Source organism: Hymenobacter sp. GOD-10R, from assembly GCF_035609205.1.
GTDB lineage: Bacteria > Bacteroidota > Bacteroidia > Cytophagales > Hymenobacteraceae > Hymenobacter.
This window is the reverse complement of sequence record NZ_CP141187.1, coordinates 126,804-144,201: the sequence shown is the minus strand read 5'-3', so window position 1 is coordinate 144,201 and position 17,398 is coordinate 126,804. Positions and strand designations below refer to the sequence as shown.

Genomic DNA, 17,398 nt, shown 5'->3' with positions numbered 1-17,398 from the left:
CACAAGCCCTAATTAGGTAAGATAGCCAAAGTTTAGTCACCTATCTATTGGCCGTTGGCGCTGTTATTCTCCTTCTTGCCTGATGCCCACTACACTCACCCACTTTCAGCGCTTGTCCGCTGGTTGGCCAACTGACAACAACGGCATTCCTAGGTGCCATGAGGCCTCGACCCGCAAGCCGATAAATCCGTGCTAGCACGGATAGGAGCGACCGTTTGGCGCGTGATCTTCGCGTTGCGTTTTATCGTCGCCGACTATCCCCTCAGCAGCCTATCCGTTCGGGTGGGCCAAGCCCATTGCCCGGACTACGGGCACGTGAAAAACGAGGCAAACTTCTGTTTGATCATCCTTTCCCTCGTGCCGGCCGACCAAGTATTCTTTATTGCCTAACCTGCTTCCGGTGGGCTTATCCACAGGAGCTCCGCTATTACCTTCCGTCTGTTCTATCCTACTTTTTTTATCCTCCCGCGAATGAAACCGGTATCCTGGAATGCTTGCCTGCGCCTCGTACGCGCTGGGTTGAGCGCACTGTTGCTCGTGGCAGCCCCCTCTGTAGGAGACGCGAAACCGACCTTCCCCCCCGCTAGGTACCCCCACCAGGAGCCCTTTCCCCCCACGGCGCCCGTGCGGCGCCCGAGCGTCGATTTCGCGCCGCGCCAAGCCACGCTTCCGCTGCCAACGATCCTCGCCGAACCAGAACTGGTGCGGCCACCCCTACCGCGCTCTGCAGCACCACCACGGCAGGCCCCCGCTAGGACACCACGGCGCGCGGAATCCGTGACCGTCGTCTCGCTCACGCGGGCGAACGGCTCCCCCAGCAACGCCCGGGCGCTCACCTATTCGCTCACACTCTCCGCCCCGGTCACGGGGTTGTCCGCCGCCAATTTCGCCTTTGTCAAGGACCCAGGCGATCTGTTTTTGGAGGTCACCAGCGTGACGGGCGCAGGGGCCCAATATACCATCGAGGTCTATGTCGGCGGGCGGGGCAGTGGCTCTTTCCGCCTCGTGCTGGCCACCAACACGGGGGGTACGCCCCCTATCGCGGGCCTGCCCTTCGCCGGCGAGCCGTACGAGATCGACCGCTTTGCCCCCGCCGCCCCGCGCGTAACCACCACCCACAATTACTTCAATGGCCCCGTCGTGCTGCAGGGAACGGCCGAAGCGGGCAGCCAGATCAGCTTGCTCGTGCAGGACGTGACGCGGGCCACCACCACGACCCGGCCGGATGGCACGTGGCAGTTGCCCCCCACCGCATTCCCCGACGGCGCATCCACGGAGGCACTCTACGCCACCGACTCGGCCGGCAATCGCAGCCCGGGGACTACCCATACCTTCTACGTGGACACGGTCGCCCCGCAGGCGACGCTGAGCAGCTCGGCTGGCTCGCCCACCAGCAGCAACCCGATTCCGCTGACTGTTACCTTCTCCGAGATTGTCTACGGCTTTAGCCCGGCGGATCTGCTCGTCACCAATGGCGTCGCCGGTCCGATTACCGCGGGCGGCGGGTACTGGTACACCTTGAGCGTGACGCCCACCACGAGTGGTCCGGTCACGGTGCGCCTACCGGCGGGTGTCGTCAGTGACTGGTTCAGCAACCCGAACACTGCGGCGGTCCCCTTGCTGCTGACCTACGCCCCGACGGCGACCCTGCTCGTCGAGCGCACGACGCCCACCCGGCACGCTGTGGCCGCCGCGCGCGCAACGGACGTGGCCGTGACCTTCACCCAAGCCCTGAGCACCACTGCCGCCACGCAGCAAGCGCTGCAAGTACACAGCACGCAAGCGGGCGGGCAGAAAAGGGGCACGGCGAGCATAAACGGCGCGACGCTCACCTTCAACCCCACGACCGACTTCCAGCCCGGCGAAACCGTGTTTGCCTCGGTCCTGACTTCCGTGCAAGGGAGCGGCGGCCAGCACCTAGCTAAGGGCCACGTCTTCCAGTTCACTGCCGCCACGGCGGCCGCAACGGCTAGCTTCCGCGGCTCCGATGTCACGACGGGCGCGGGCGCCACCGGCACGGCCACCGGCGACGTGGACGGCGATGGGGACCTGGATCTGCTCACGGCGAATACGACTGCAAGCACCGTGTCGGTGCGCGTCAACAGCGGCGATGGCACCTTCACGGGCACGCAAGAAGTCAGCACCGATTCCGGCCCTTACGCCGTCGCCCTCGGGGACGTGGACGGGGACGGCGACCTGGACGTGGTGACGGCTAACGCCAACCGCCGCACTGTCTCAGTGCGCTTCAACAACGGCGCGGGCAGCTTCTCCGGCAGCCTCAACGTGGCAGTCGGGGTGAGCCCGCACGCGGTAGCCTTAGGCGATCTGGATGCCGATGGCGACCTGGACCTGCTAGCAGCCAACTACACGGACGGCACGGAGAACAACCAGCGTAGCACCGTCTCGGTGCGCCTCAACAACGGCAACGGTGGCTTCAGCGGCGCGCAGGAAGTGAGCATCGGTACGCGTCCCGTGAGCTTGGCGCTGGGCGACGTGGACAATGACGGCGACCTGGACTTCGTCACCGCTAACTCCAACTCGAACACGGCCAGCGTGCGCCTCAACGACGGCACGGGCTCCTTCTCGGGTAGCCTGGACGTACCCGTCGGCTACCAGCCCCACGGCGTGGTGCTCGCGGACGTGGACCAAGACGGGGACCTGGACCTGCTGGCCGCTCACCTCATGGACAGCGGCGTGAGCGTGCGCCTCAACAACGGCACTGGCACCTTCGCCAGCGCGCAAGAAGTGGCCGTGGGCAACGGCGCCCGCACCCTCGCCGTGGGGGACCTAGACGGCGACGGCGACCTGGACCTGCTGACCGACAATGTGGGGGCGGGCACAGTGAGTGTGCGCCTCAACAATGGCCAGGGCTCGTTTGACGGCAGCCTGAACGTGCCGGTGGGCACGGCCGTCTCGGACGTGCGTATGGGCGACCTGGATGGCAATGGCACCCTGGACTTCGTCACGGCCAATGCTGCGGCCGGCTCGGCCAGTGTGCGCCTGAATACGGCCCCGAGCGCTGCGGCCCCCGCTCAACAAGGGCTGGCGTATCCGGCGCGCCGCCCGCAGGAACTGAGCCTGTACCCCAACCCGGCGCGCAGCCGCCTCCAGCTCCAGTTGCCCCTCGACCTAGCCGCTCAGTCGGTGCAGGTGCGCGTGCGCAACGCCCTCGGGCAGATCGTGTTAGAGAAAACCCTGGCTCCGCAAGCAGATACGGAACTCTCCCTAGCCAACTGGCCCGCAGGTGTGTACACCGTGCAAGTACGCTCCGCGCACGGTGTGTTGAGCCAGCGCTTAGTAGTAAGATAACTTCTCGTGGCTGTTGCAGAACCCTATCTGTATTCCAGAGAAGCTATGTTTAACCCCCTTGTTTACGGGAAATAGCGGACATCAACAGGCTTTTTAGCCTGTTTCACTCGTTAGTGCTATCCATCCGATTCACTACTGGCAGTTCTGCAACAGCCACTCTCCTTTTACTGTACAACTTATCCCACTACAGATGGGGCAGTTGGGAGCGGTAAAAGGGCGTGGAAACGGTTCAGTAAAGTTGTTCACCAATCACAGTACACGCTGCATTGTGGATCGATGAGTAAGCTGTACTAGGAGCAATACCCCCGGGACCGGTAGTGCCCTATTATTGAAGCCGGCGCACGCAGTGGTTCTTCGTATCGGTTATATAAAGCACCAGCCCCGCCATATCTACCGCTATCCCAAAGGGGAACTCGAACTGCGCGTCGGCGGCCGGCCCGTCCTGGCTGCCCCAGTGGTGCGCTGTGCCCGCCACGGTCGTGACGACGCCTGCTGCGGTGATCTACGGACGACTTTCAAACAGGTACAGCTTACTGAAATACCATCAAGGTAGCTTATAGTGATTACCCTATCTCTGTAGTTAAAAAGCCGTTACGTGTTTGTGCTTAGGCCCATTGGTGGGCAAAAACCGGCAGAGTAACGACACCACAATGTATTAGCGTATGCTTTCTTCTAGTAAGTGCTCCAAATCGGTAACGATGACGCCTAGTCCTACCTGATAGTAGCGGCAAAGCTTAGCCACTGTGAGCAGAGCAGCATTTCGCTGGCCAGATTCAAGACGGCTGACGTGTACCCCCGTTGCATCATATACTTCTTGCAATGTAAGGTGTCGCTCCTCCCTAACGGCTTTGAGGCGACGGGCTAATTCGCGCAAGAAAGGAGACTGTTGCTGTACCGGCATACCGCGACAAAGGCCGGTATTGCCTAGACGAAGCACAAGGACCGATCGGTCCTTATTCTACCTCTTTCTGTATATTTGTTTTTCTCATCCTGTTCTGACTTGCCTGCTTGTTCAGGTAGTTTAGACTATATCCCTTTTAATGGCTGGATCTGCTCAGCGTATAAAGTTCTTTCATTGCCTTTGTCTTTCACCCTTTCTCCCTGTTTCCTTTTTTCCTCATGAGTGACGTACAAGTACAGAAAATAAAAATGGTGATTGAACTGGAACTACGCGAGCGAGCGCCTAACAACCCTTCCATCCCTGATCCGGATACAGACGCGGAAAGCCACGGGTATGAACAGGCTTTGTTTGCGATGCTCGAAGCCGATCCCCAGCGTTATGCTGAGTTTGTTAAGATTCTGGCCATTATCAGCCTAGAAACGCTCGGAATTCATAATGATATTCCCAAGCTAGCCCAGATACGTGACACTTATACGGCGAATATGCAGATACTAAGGAGCTTATTACCACGTTTTTCTTCTCCTGCGCAAGCATACTTGCATAAAGCCATTGAGCAGGGCTGGATCATGGATAGCACAGATAGTATCTTCAACCGGGTGCAAGTAGAACCAGTTAGTTTGCGTGTAGAGTATCCGGTGTCGCCTTCCTCCTAGTAGCTCCCGAAGGCACTCAATCTCTGTCCATCGGCATATGGTCTAAATGCGTTCCATGTAGCAGGAACATAACTTAGAAGTTCTACCAATTATATGCACAATTGCTGAACTACTCCGGTATGCAGGCGCTCTGTAGCGGAGTTGGCCTATAGACGAGGTACAGGTTGCCTGTCAAGAGGCATTTACTCAACAGCAAAGCATGATGCGTACCCACACTAGCTATAAGAGATAAGATATGATGCCTTACCCAGGTAGCATCACATTGGATGCGGTTTAGTTAACCGGGCACATTTCAGACGTGACTTACCGATGAACTTTGAAATAGTTGAGTGATGGCATTCGTCATTACAGAGAGGCAATTGTACAATAACTCATTGCCTCTCTGTATTAATAGATTTGCTGTTATCGAGCAATTCGGTTTCAAACGTGCCTAAAGAGATTATTTTAAGCATTGGCGTAGCAACTAGTTGCTACATCGGCTCATGTTGGATAGCTTTTTAAGCTGTTAAGCTCCTGCTAGTAACCAACGACTTTCTAGATGTTCCCTGAAACTAGCGTCTTGTGACTTGTAAATTAGGCTATGAGCGCAAAGGTTGTTTTAGTAGCAGTTTTCTTGTTACGTATAGGCTACTAGTTAGGAGGTTGTTTTGGTAGCAGTAAGAGAGCAAGAGATATAAAGGTTGTTTCGGTAGCAACCTGCCTATTCGGATTATTTAGGTGACATTTTTCTTGTCAGCAAAGGTTGTTTTAGTAGCAGTTATATACTAGCTCCTTTGTTGAAACGAGGTTGTTCTGGTAGCACCCCCCTTCCATATTCTCTCTTTCTGTGTTTTAAAAAGCTTTTTGTTTGGTAACTTTAATAAAACAGCACAAAATATTGAGTAACAACGCAATCAAGTACAAAAAAGCATAATGTATTTAACTGTGTTTGTGCTTTTTTGTACCTTCAAAAGCTTAGATAGAGTGCTACCAAAACAACCCTATCTATAAATCAGACTAGTCTTTTTCCCTTATACTATCTTATATAGTTAGAGATGGCCTAAATATCTGAAATTCAAAGCCTTACAATAGACAATTGCTACTGAAACGACCTAAAGATGCTACCAAAGCAACCTAAAGGTGCTACTAATATAACCTAGTGCTGCTACCAGGACATCCTCAGAAAGAAGTAACTGCTACCAAAACACCCTGCCCCTTATGAATGAAGCATCACAATCTGCTACCAAATCAACCTTATCTGGAGCTCAAGCTTCTGAGTCAGAGGTAGCAGTAGTAACCATGAATGTTGACCCAGAGACTTTTATCAAGCAGCATAATGCGTTGATCAATGCTTCCTTCAACCTGATTACACTAGAGATGCGGTTGTTCGTGAGCTTGTTAGCTCGTATTCGTCCAGATGATGAGTCCTTTCAGTATCACTTTGTGCACACGCGAGAGCTTATTCCTGAGCGTAGCGGAGGTGCGATCTACCAAGAGGTACGCCGTATGGTTGACTCAATTGGCGCGCAGATGCTAAAAATCGAACGCTTGGTAGAAGAAGGAGGTAAGCTTAAACGACGTAAGAATCCGGATTATGAGGTAATCCCACTCATGGCTCGCGTTTATTATGATACGCAAGCTGGTGGGGTCATTGCTTGCTTCAATCCCTTAATTGTTCCTTACTTACTACGCCTAAAAACAAATGGCAACTTCACCTCTGCACGTCTAAATCAGGTACGTAAGATCAAAAATCCCTATGGACACCGCATCTATTGGTGGTGTATGGAGTGGGTAAATTTTGGCCGCAATGAACGCACCATCGACTTAGATAAGCTCAAGTTCATGCTAGGCATGACGAAGGGCGAGTACGAAGGGCGCTTCAATAATTTTAATAGTAAGGTTTTGCAAAAGGCCCAGCAGGCTTGTTCGGAAACGGACTTACCATTTACCTACCGTGTAAACCGGGAACGAGGAGCACCAGTGAGCATTACATTCCATTTTCAACTGGTAACACGAGGGAGTGAGGCTGCTACCGAAACAACCTCTGAAGTACAGGTATCTTCCACTTGGGAGGGAGAGCTACTGCGAGCTGGTGTGGGAAAAGCAAGCTTGCCAATAATTCGCGCGCAACTCGCTGCTCAGGAATATGATGAAGGATATCTATTCTATGTACTGCGCATCACGGAGAAGCAGCAAGCTCTAGGTAAGATCAAGAAATCGGCGAAAGATTACTTGTATAAAGGGATAATCGAGAAACATATGCTACCCGATTATCTTAATCAAGCGTTGCCTGCTACTCCTGTGAAAATCCCTATACCGGTTAGTAGTACCAAAGTCCGTCCTAAGGTTGTTTTTCACTATTGGGAGATAGAAGGTTTTTACCAAGAGGAACAAAAGATCAAGCGATCAGCAGAAACGTTTTCCGAGTTCTTAGAGCGTAAGTATCTGTCCAAAGGTTTTCGGTTGATAGAGGACGCTGGTAAGAAGTACGTTGTACGCGAAGCGCAATAAGCTACCTCCCTCCTACTTGCCGGCTGTGGCTAGTTGTGCATGGTCTGGCCTTACTTGCCGTAATCATATTTGATATCTATTGATAACGAAGCAGCTCTAATTGCCGAAATTAGAGACCAGCACTTACTTGTTTAGTTAAGGTGTAATCTCTCTTTATTTTTGATTGTAAAATTGTTCTACTTATTATTAACTGATATAGCAGCAAGTGATACATATTAAGCATACTTTAGACCATAAGATTCTGATTTATAAACATGTAAAAAATATTAGGCACCAATGAATAGGTGCATATATGCACCTATTCATTGGTGCCTAATATAGTGTTGTTTTAGATAATTATTACACCTTAATTCACACCTAAATCAAGGTAAAAATATGGGTGCTATTTATATTTCTTTTTCTCGCGTTGGAGTTTTTCCTGTACAGCCTCTAGCAACCAGTCTTGAGTTGATATACCTAGCTTAGGACTAGTTGGCTTACGTGGCCGTTTTGCCCGTAACGCATCTATTTCCTGGAGCATACTGGAAGTGATACGAATGTTGAAGTTCTTAATTCGCTCGGGTTCCGACTCCTGTATAGAGGCTGAGTCAGGGCTGACGCTAGTACTTCCTCGATTGATGACTGCCTCTATTTTCTTTTCGTCGGGAGTAGCCGCAGGTAGTGTATTACCAACGGGCTTCTTTACAGGTGGTTTTGAGATAGCCATGTTACTGTGTAATGTGACGAAACAATACTTCTAGCTCTGCTACTGCCTTTTCATCCACTGGTGTAGACTCAAAAACGGAAAGGCCTTTGCTAGCTGCTGTGGCGAAAGCCTTGCGGTTCACAATAGGAAAATCAACAAAGTTCAACTCTTCATTCTCGCGCAGTACCTCCATCGCTTCTGCATTGTCTATCCCTCTAGTATCCGCTTTGTTCAGGAAAGAATAAGTTTGTAAAGGGATTGTGCGCACTTCTTGCACTTCCGAGAGTAAGGTTAGCACCTTAGATAACGTCCATATTTCGTAAGAGCGCGGCGCAAATGGCAGCAGATACCGATCAGAGACAAACAAGGCTGCTCGTTGACTAGAGGTATCACGTCCACCAGTATCAATAATGATGTGGCTGTACTTGGGCTTAAGTAGTTCCACTTGGCGTCGCACCAACGCACCGGTAAGTTGTACTAGCGTATAACCTAGTTCTCCCTGGCGCGTTTCTCCACGCCAAGCTGTAAAATCGGAGGAACTCTCCTGCTCATCGGCGTCCACAAGCAATACATCATGACCTTGTCGGGACAACCATACTGCCAGATTAGTTGAGATAGTAGACTTGCCAGTCCCTCCTTTTATACCACCTACAGTAATGACCATATGTAATGAAATTTAGGTGTAAATATGGGTGCAAATAGAAACCTGGATTTAGTTGCTTGTTACAACCTATAACAAGGTTAAGATTTGGGTTGTAAATATAACCTTAAAATGTATATAAAAAGGGTGGAAATATAAGTCTGATGAAGACATTGTTTAAGTGTAAATGCAAATGAATACAAGGTGCGGAAGATAGTGTGAAATTGAAACAATTTTAAGGTGTTAAAAGTAGGTCAATATACCCTGATTATGAGCCATTTGTGTAAGAATTATATTAAAAAATAACAAAAAATTCGATAGATGCTGTTAGCAATAGTGCACAAAATGGACGATGGTTAGCATATGTACATGGGCTTTATAGACGTATAATATTCTACAAGTCACCATTCGAGGCCAATATGTTATGTTCATTTGATATAAAGGCCGAGAATTGGTAGATATTAAAGTAAATAGAGTCACTAATTACTGTAGTGCGAGATGCAAACACTTCCTATTATTATGTGCCGCAGAACTAAGCTGATCGGAGTTTCGACCGACATCTTGTTCCTCTGATGCTGTATACTCTCACTTAGATCATCTCATTAAGCAAGGCTACATCAAGTAGTTTTCTAAATGGCCGTATAATTATGGTAGGGGAGGGCGAGATAGATTAGGAACAGCTAGGCTTCTATGATGGAGAACAGAGTACAGTCTTATAATAGCTTAAAGCCGTCCGAAGTTATCTATTGATTTTCTCGTTGCTCTAAATAGCTGAATGCTATTATCGACCCGATACTAATGTTGGTTAATATGCTAAATATTGAATTTAACAAAGTATTTATTTTCGTACGTGAGATCATGGATTTTTCTGGTTGTCGCACTTTGTATAACAATTATATCTCAACTCTAGCAGCATTCCTTACTTCACTAAGTAGAAGAGAGCGGACCAAACTTACGTGACAACTGAGAGAGCACAACTTTTGTAAATTGTACTATCGTGCTGATAAAGCTGGCTTTGTTCTTTTACTAAATGATGGTGAATCTATACTGTAAACTACTTCAAAAGACGATTATATCTACTGGCGGTCTCAATACGTGATGGTTCAGTCAGATGGTACTAAGTATGCACACTTGTAATTGTATTTTAAAAAATAGTATTATATCCTAATAGGATTCTTGTTTCTTTGTCATCTGACTAAATTAATATCCACAAATCCATCGGAATAAAAGCTTCTACTGTCATCAAAATCTGCTATAAATAGCTATTGATAAGTGGCACCTCGTAAGAATAGAACATTGCTGCTAACTATTTTTCTTTTTAGCAGAAGGGGGGTGTTAATACACATCGTAATGACACAATAGTAGTTAATTAAATGTCTCATTTTCAGTAACATATGAAAAATATGGCATTCTATAAACGCAAGTTTCTAGAATGCCATACGTAACTATCTGTTTATTAAAACGTTATGTGAAAAATCCTTTTTAATGGTAATTTTTATTTCTTGCTTTTATTCAAATTATTTTTGGATTTTGTATATGTGAATTTACTTCAAAGCCATAAAATTCATTGCCTTCTCCCACGTTTGTTTTCAAATTAGTTAAGATGACGGTTTCTTCCGTGGCGATCAGATCGGGAGTGAGATCTGTAGCTACATAATGTAAATGTCACGTTGTTGATATTGTATCGATCTAATACTTCCTTCACCTACTCAGGTATCAAGTGCTGACTTAAACCGCTCATTACGTTCGCGTGCACAGAAACAGATAGGACGGAAATGGCTATCACTTGCCGCTCCATGGTGTTGAGCGGTTTACCAGTAATAAGATTAGTTCCTGCCGGTATTTGCATATATCGGAGAGCATTTGTGCGCAGGAATGAATAGCGACAAATGCTCTCTAATCACTTGAAGTTGGCTGCTTCCTGCGGCGCATTGTGTAGCTATAACGAGGCGACTCATTTTTGACTGCTTGTTACCGGGCTCTAGCCTGATCAGTAGTCGATACTGCCCTACTCGGGGCAACAGCCAAGTAATACACGTGTTAGGTTGGTTATACGCCAGCTTGTACAAGCTCCTGAGTAAGGTGACGTTCATTGCATAACTACTAGAGTAGGGGCTACAACGTGCGAAGTATAATCCACGTTTTTCTGAAAGTTGGGCTGTGAAGATAAGGGCTGATAATGTTTACTTATCGGACCTTATGCTACCTTCGCCTTGCGAGATCATTTTGCAGCTACTCCTTCTTTATATAGGTACATGGCGTCCTCTTCCGAAGTTACCCCCACATCACCCGCGCTCCCTTCTTTGTCTGCGCTCGCCGAGCACACCGCCCGCTACGTGGAAGCAGGTTTGTCCGGGGCCGCCAACACGGCCAAGGCCTACGCCGGCGACCTGAAGCGCTTCGGGGCCTGGTGCACGGCGCACGAGCTCGAGCCGCTACCTGCTTCGGTGGATACTTTGGCAGGCTTTGTCACGCATTTAGCTCAGACCGGCAAAAAGGTCGCGACCATTCAACGCCACTGCGCCGCCGTGAGCAAGGCCCATGCCTTGCGTGGACTCGACTCACCTACTGATGACAAGAAGTTTAAGATCCTGTTGGAAGGCATCAGCCGGGTCAAGGGCGTGCGGCAGAAGCAAGCCCCCGCTTTTACACTAGCGGCCTTCAAGCGCATTGTCAAAGGAATCGATGCGCAAACGGTCGCCGGTCAACGAGACAAAGTGCTATTGCTACTCGGCTTCTCGGGGGCATTCCGCCGCTCCGAGCTCTCGGCCCTCAACATCGAGGACTTGAGCTTCGCCGAGGAAGGATTGCTCGTGGACTTGAAAAGGAGCAAGACCAACCAACTCGGCGAAAACGAGGAGAAAGCCATCTTCTACTCGCCGGAGTTACCGCTCTGCCCCATTCGATCGCTGCAAAGCTGGCTGAAAACGCTCGGCCGGTCGCAGGGACCCTTGCTCGTGTCCTTGCGCAAAAACAGTCACCTCACGGACCGGCGCCTGACTGATAAGCACGTCAATTTAATTGTGCAACGCTACTTAGGTGCCAAGTTCACGGCACACTCGCTGCGGGCTTCTTTCGTGACTATTGCCAAACTGGCCGGGGCGGATGACTCGGAGGTCATGAACCAGACCAAACACAAAACCAGCGAGATGATTCGCCGCTATACCCGCCTGGACAATGTGCGCCAGCATAATGCGGCCCAAAAGCTCGGGTTGTAGCCTCTTGTAAGATCGTGTTCAATAGGGGGCGTAAACGCGATGGGTCTTCTAATGTGCTGGACGTTCACCGGCTGAAGAGTTTCTAGGCAGTGCTCCCTTTCAATTAACTGCATTCCCCGCTACTACTCTACGCAACAGCAGGCACATACTTTAACAGAAACGCTACTTGTGACATGGTCGTCATCAGCAAGAATATTTCGCGTGTAATAACCATGACAATCGCCTTCATCTTTGACTCGTAGCGGTGGCTTGTGGAATAATCCATCTGCATTCTACTGATAAAGAAAGAAGAGGTCATGATTGCCAACAGTACTACAAAACTCAGTGGAAGGACTTGTTTGCTGGTTTGCGTAAAAAGAGCTGGCTGGAGAAAACAGAGCAGGGTAGCAAGGGCAAAACAGCTATAAAGGAGTCGCTTATCTACCCAAGGCCGTTGATTTTTCTGCCTTCTGAGCAAGTATAGGTAGAGTGTAAGATTAACTAGGGAGATAAATAAAAATAAGTTTGAACAGCATCATACGCAGATTACAACTTGTTTTAGTATAAGGAATCAAAGATAGCAAAAGGCTTGACAGCTTCTTGTAGAAGCACTAGCTAACGTCGTTACAGCTGTAGAACCAGCGTTCTTAGCATGTAACTTATACGTCCGGAGCGGGAGAATGTAGGAGAGGGGTGGAACAAGGTGCGTGGCGGAGCCAAATTAGACAGACGCTTAGACGAGGCTACAATTGCAGTTCTCAGCCGATTTCAAATGCCTTTATGCCTTAGTGGGTGGTTTCCGAGATACTGATTGTACGCAGGGACTAGTCAGAATATGGCCACTAGAAATGATCTACGCGGAGTATCAGCTTAGTATTACGCCGGAGTTCATCGGTTTCTGCGATCACTCCATTATTGTCACTACATCGGCTTTTTGCGGCATAGCGTAGAAGTCTACAAACACTATCAAAGCCTGTTTTTCTCTGTCGCTCCTTTTGAAAACAATGGGATGGATTACACGCGCTCACCTAGCCGTAAGTCAAATTGTTAACCCTGAACTAAATAGCTTTTATAAATCAACTACCTACGAAATTAAACAAGTAGTAGGAATCGATACCTGTAAACTGTTAGTAGCAACAACAGGAATAAGAGGATCAAATGATTTAATGTGGGTAGGTAAAGCAGCCAACCATGCAGCAAAAATGGCAGCGTTATCTCCACAATATCCGACAAGGATAACCAAAGGAATTTACGATAAACTAAGCGATACAACTAATATGTGGTCTAGTGAAATCTGGAAAAGATAGGACAATTTATAAATCTACTTATTTGTGGGAAATTTATATTTATTTACACCGAAGTTGGCTCTTGACTTCACTTGTATGCTTCTTATATAAGAAAATCCATTGGTATTAAAAAAAATACGTCGAATGTCTTACATTCACTACGCTTAACTAGTATCTTTTACATCCAGCAACCTATTTTGTCGTTCAACAAACTTTATCCTGTGCTCAAGCCGACCCAATTTGCAAAATCTACTAACGGTAAAAGCAAAAATATATTAACATGAAGGATAATTATAACCTAACTAAAATGGTTACTTTATTTCTGCCTTAAAATAACGTATGCTCGGTTGTAATGAGAATACAAAAATAATTATTTATTCATCTTTTCCGCTCGTTATATTAAACGAGTGAATAACAAAAATATTAATAAACAGTCATAAAATCCTACCCTGTTAAATATTTAGCTTATATGAATATAGAAGATGTTAAGAGATCGGGATAATCTCTTAACATCATTATAAACTAGGAAAGTAAACAACCTTGCTATATGTAGCTACCATGCCAGCTCTTCATTACACTCGGTATTTACTGAGCATAGTAGGCTAATAGGCTAATGCCTTTCGTTTAAATGCATTAAAAACTCTTAGGTACTAAGCTACAGATAATGATCCAAGTAGTGCTTGTCAATACTATCTTATTAACAATGACGATCATTCTCTCAACAATCCTATGCGAACTAAGTATTTTTCATACTCTTCTTTGCTTTTACCAAGTAAAGGATTTTTAGAAACGTTGATAAAGAAATCATTCGAAATAATATTATTGACTCTTATGATGTGACTTTTAGATTTATCAGGTTTAGAATCATTAAAAGCAAAACTGTAATAGGATTCACTGATATCGTTGTTTATTGTGCCGACCCAGTCTTTATATGTAATGCCGAAAAATTTTTTGTTTGATAAGTTTGTCCAAATTATTTCAATGGTTTCTGCCCATTGTATCCATGCTATTTCTCTTTCTTTATCTCTTGATATTGAAAAGCAATTAACCCATTTCGTAAAATTATTACCATCACTATCAAGGCATATGCGTACTAGTATATTGATTGCAGGTGCGTCATAACCATTTTGAATAATCCAGATTTGTTGATCGTCTTGATTGATAGTAGTCTCAGTCATTTTCTTACTTAGGAACAACAATGGTTGTAGCTGTATTTTATTAAATGCTTGTGTTATCTCATTTGTTCTTGTGGAGATTTCATTTGCTATATTAGAAATATAAAACAATAGTACAATGCTGATAAATGTTAAAAATGGATTTATATAATCTCCAAACGCACCAAAATTAGCTTGTGTGGAAAATTTACTATTAAAATGCCAAAAGTATATTCCTAAACTTATTGAAAGAAATAAAATACATAATATAAATATATTTACTATACTAAGATATTTTTTCATCGTGAATTTATTAAGACTAATAAAATAAATTATTGCTCGTTGTCTCGTTTTAGCAATGAATAAAGACGAATCTGTGCTGTAGGATGCCACCATCCACCATCATGCCGCGGTTGCTCAGATAGTAGACTTCGTATATCACTTATTTTGATGAGTTCAGGGTAAGGTGTAGGTCCCGATAGTGCCATTTCAAATTGTTGACTACTCTTTTCCCTGAATGTCTTAATAAGTTCCTGACCAGATAGATTGATTTCACAATAGCCGTAAAGTGCTGTATTAAGGTGCACATGTTGCAAGCAAAGCCCTGCTATGTGCCATTGTATTATGTTTTCGCTTTTCACACCAAATTCTTTCTCCATAGAAGCAGCCACCGCTTTGTGCAACAAGATAGAGGTATCAACGACTTGTGGGTCTTGTAAATGATCAAAAAGGGTTAAGCCAAACTCCGGTCCGCATGTCCAGCCTTTATTCAAGTTTGCAACTACACCTACTCCTTTACCTGCCTTCTTCTTAACAAGCATTACTTTTTGGTCTTTTGTCAGAATAGCAAGTTCAATGAATAGTTGGCTAGGGCAAGGGAAGTTATACAACTCAGAATCTGCTATAATTGATTTAATACTTTCTTTATACAATCTTGTCAGACGAGGTGCAGGATCTTCTCCTTTACCATAGACAGCTACTTTGCCAATAACAATATGGCGATTAAACAAATCAGTTGCCCGATATGCTAAAGGGTTAACAACAATGGTTGGCTCTGCCTCCATATGCATATCCACATGAGGACGTATTAACTGTAACCCCAGCTTCCACTCCGATTTTCTATCTAAATTATTTTCAGTAGTAAGCTGATTTCGTAAATAGTTCTTTACGTTGAGAGAAAAATTTTCAAGTGATAATAAAAGATCCTCAATGGATGGGTATAGATTTGCTGTATGAAGCTCTAATCCATCTTGAAATCTATACTGCACTGCTAAGCTATCAGAGTTGTTTTCTGATTGTCCATTTAATTTTAATGGAATCAACTGGATACTATCATCAATAGCAAGTGAAGACAATGAACTGCATTCTATCAAAGTCTTCTTCACATCACTTGACGCATAGCGAGCAGTATCCTTATTTATAAAGATACTATCTTCTACATCGGCGGGATAATCGATTTCTATTAAACCTAAGTTTTCAGCAAACCTTTTTGCTGTCATTTTCCACGTAAAGCCACAACGACCTTCGTCAAGATTGTAAAGCATTTTTTTTAATTCCCTTGCGTCTCGCTTCGCTCCGGTTACGTCTCTTGCTACTTGTAAAAGCGCGTCAGTAACACTTTGCAAGTCTTCATTAGTATAGTTTTCTACTCCCTCACCACCCACATTACCACAGGTATCGATTGCTTTTACTAATGCTAGTCCTTTAGTGCCACAGCTCTCCCGTATAAGCTGGTATAGGCCACTATCCTTAGCAATAATTAAGGGTACTTCGGCAGCAATTGCCTCCCAACCTACCAATCCAAAGCCCTCATGCCAAGATAACATCATGGCAACTGAACACTCCCGGAGGTTGTCAAACAGTTCCTCACGATTTTCTAAATAAGGGAGAGCTGTAAGATTTATTGCTCTTCCAGCTTTTTCCCGCACCCTTTTATGCAGCTTTATTTCTTCTTGTTCATCTTCTAAGGCAAGGCCTATTGCATAAAGGTTTGGATGATTCAACAAAGCACTGAGGTCATTAGATTTGTGCGCTGTGCGTACTGCATTAGCAAACGCGTCAATTCCTAATATCACCTGCTTTATACGATCGCTCCTAGACTCTAGGCTTAAGCGACCATAAGTAACAGCAGCAAATTTTGTGATAAGGGGTTGTCTAGGTTGTATATCTGCGAGCCCTGGAATAATCTCAAATATTTTTATTCTTGTTTCACTTAAAATATCATTCAGCGCATTTCGCAGTAATGGACCTACGCCGAAGGCATAATCAGCACGCTTGAATAGCTTTCTTTGCTCCTTTACTTTCTCCTACGCGCGTACTCCTTTACCATCTCTATACGCTTGATATAGATCATAACTCATATGATGTATAAGAACGAGCTGCCCTCTATGAGTTATATCCTTAAGCCGTGCTGCTAGGTGCCCAGTACGAATGTCATGTCCAATCCACCAATCTACATCATGCGCTAGTCCTACCTCCTCCAATTTCGCTTTGACATTTTCTGCTAAATTGGCCGGCAGAGGTTCATCTACTTTCACCCCTTCCAAGATGACCAATTCGATATTATCTTCTTCTACTTGCGGGTGCGTAGCAATCGACTTTGCCACTACGCAGACTACTTTAATATCATGATTTTTGAGAGCACGGCCTAACGCTCTAGTAAAATCTTCATTAAAGGCATTTATTCCACCTTCGGCTGGTCCCCATGCCGCAGCAATGATTACAATAGTGCTCATACTATTCAGTATTACCTATTAAACTTTATGCAGGTATTAAATCAATCTATTTGCTAATCAGTCAATCTTCGATGTACAGATACTAGTGTTCATCGTTTAATCCTTTGTTCCCCTTAATGGGAGTTCAAAGTACCATGATACTTTGTATAAAGCAACTGTATATTAGCAAGTTACTTAATGTATGCTGTAGTGTAACTTCGAGATGAGTCTCTAGGTTGAGTTCTGGCTTGCGCACAGCTAATGTATTCTCTCAAGAACATGAGTTTGTGAAATGACATAAGCTCGGCTGTAACAGTTCTTAGCTTGACCTATCAACCGATGTATCGTTTTTAAGAGGGCGTTTGTGAA

General features: G+C 46.2%; 10 protein-coding genes and 1 pseudogene. 6 read left to right on the top strand and 5 right to left on the bottom strand.

The annotated features are described in order from the left end of the window. Nucleotides 1-189: 189 nt before the first annotated feature. Together SD425_RS28890 and SD425_RS28885 are read left to right on the top strand one after the other, a co-directional pair. Nucleotides 190-390: a hypothetical protein gene (locus SD425_RS28890; protein WP_324680391.1), complete on the top strand. Its 201-nt coding sequence runs from the start codon at nt 190-192 to the stop codon at nt 388-390. An 81-nt stretch (nt 391-471) separates the two neighbouring features. Beyond that, nucleotides 472-3,309 carry an FG-GAP-like repeat-containing protein gene (locus SD425_RS28885; RefSeq protein ID WP_324680389.1) on the top strand — a complete coding sequence of 946 codons (2,838 nt, stop codon included), beginning with the start codon at nt 472-474 and terminating at the stop codon, nt 3,307-3,309. Between the two features lie 325 nt (nt 3,310-3,634). Here the strand turns inward: SD425_RS28885 and SD425_RS28880 are convergent, their stop codons facing one another. Further along, on the bottom strand, nt 3,635-3,784 hold the full coding sequence (locus SD425_RS28880; protein WP_324680386.1) for a hypothetical protein: 150 nt from the start codon (nt 3,782-3,784) through the stop codon (nt 3,635-3,637). A gap of 180 nt (nt 3,785-3,964) precedes the next feature. Continuing rightward, nucleotides 3,965-4,210 (bottom strand): helix-turn-helix transcriptional regulator, encoded by a 246-nt coding sequence (locus SD425_RS28875; protein WP_324680384.1) that lies wholly within the window; start codon nt 4,208-4,210, stop codon nt 3,965-3,967. Nucleotides 4,211-4,428: 218 nt separating this feature from the next. On the opposite strand from SD425_RS28875, the gene SD425_RS28870 reads away from it, so the two are divergent. After that, complete coding sequence (locus SD425_RS28870; protein WP_324680382.1) at nt 4,429-4,863, top strand: hypothetical protein; 435 nt, start codon at nt 4,429-4,431, stop codon at nt 4,861-4,863. Nucleotides 4,864-6,060: 1,197 nt separating this feature from the next. Further along, on the top strand, nt 6,061-7,353 hold the full coding sequence (locus SD425_RS28865) for a replication initiation protein (RefSeq protein WP_324680380.1): 1,293 nt from the start codon (nt 6,061-6,063) through the stop codon (nt 7,351-7,353). A 707-nt stretch (nt 7,354-8,060) separates the two neighbouring features. Here SD425_RS28865 and SD425_RS28860 read toward each other — a convergent pair. Then, on the bottom strand, nt 8,061-8,702 hold the full coding sequence (locus SD425_RS28860) for an AAA family ATPase (RefSeq protein WP_324680378.1): 642 nt from the start codon (nt 8,700-8,702) through the stop codon (nt 8,061-8,063). Between the two features lie 2,231 nt (nt 8,703-10,933). Between SD425_RS28860 and SD425_RS28855 the strand changes: the two genes are divergently transcribed. Continuing rightward, a complete protein-coding gene (locus SD425_RS28855) occupies nt 10,934-11,896 on the top strand; it encodes a tyrosine-type recombinase/integrase (protein ID WP_324680376.1) in 963 nt (320 codons plus the stop codon). 974 nt (nt 11,897-12,870) lie between these two features. Beyond that, complete coding sequence (locus tag SD425_RS28850) at nt 12,871-13,182, top strand: hypothetical protein (RefSeq protein WP_324680374.1); 312 nt, start codon at nt 12,871-12,873, stop codon at nt 13,180-13,182. Between the two features lie 689 nt (nt 13,183-13,871). Here SD425_RS28850 and SD425_RS28845 read toward each other — a convergent pair. Together SD425_RS28845 and SD425_RS28840 are read right to left on the bottom strand one after the other, a co-directional pair. Further along, the gene (locus SD425_RS28845; protein WP_324680372.1) at nt 13,872-14,618 is read right to left on the bottom strand and encodes a hypothetical protein; all 747 of its coding nucleotides are present in this window, start codon (nt 14,616-14,618) and stop codon (nt 13,872-13,874) included. 29 nt (nt 14,619-14,647) lie between these two features. Then, nucleotides 14,648-17,050: pseudogene (locus SD425_RS28840) on the bottom strand (glycosyltransferase). Between the last annotated feature and the right edge of the window lie 348 nt (nt 17,051-17,398).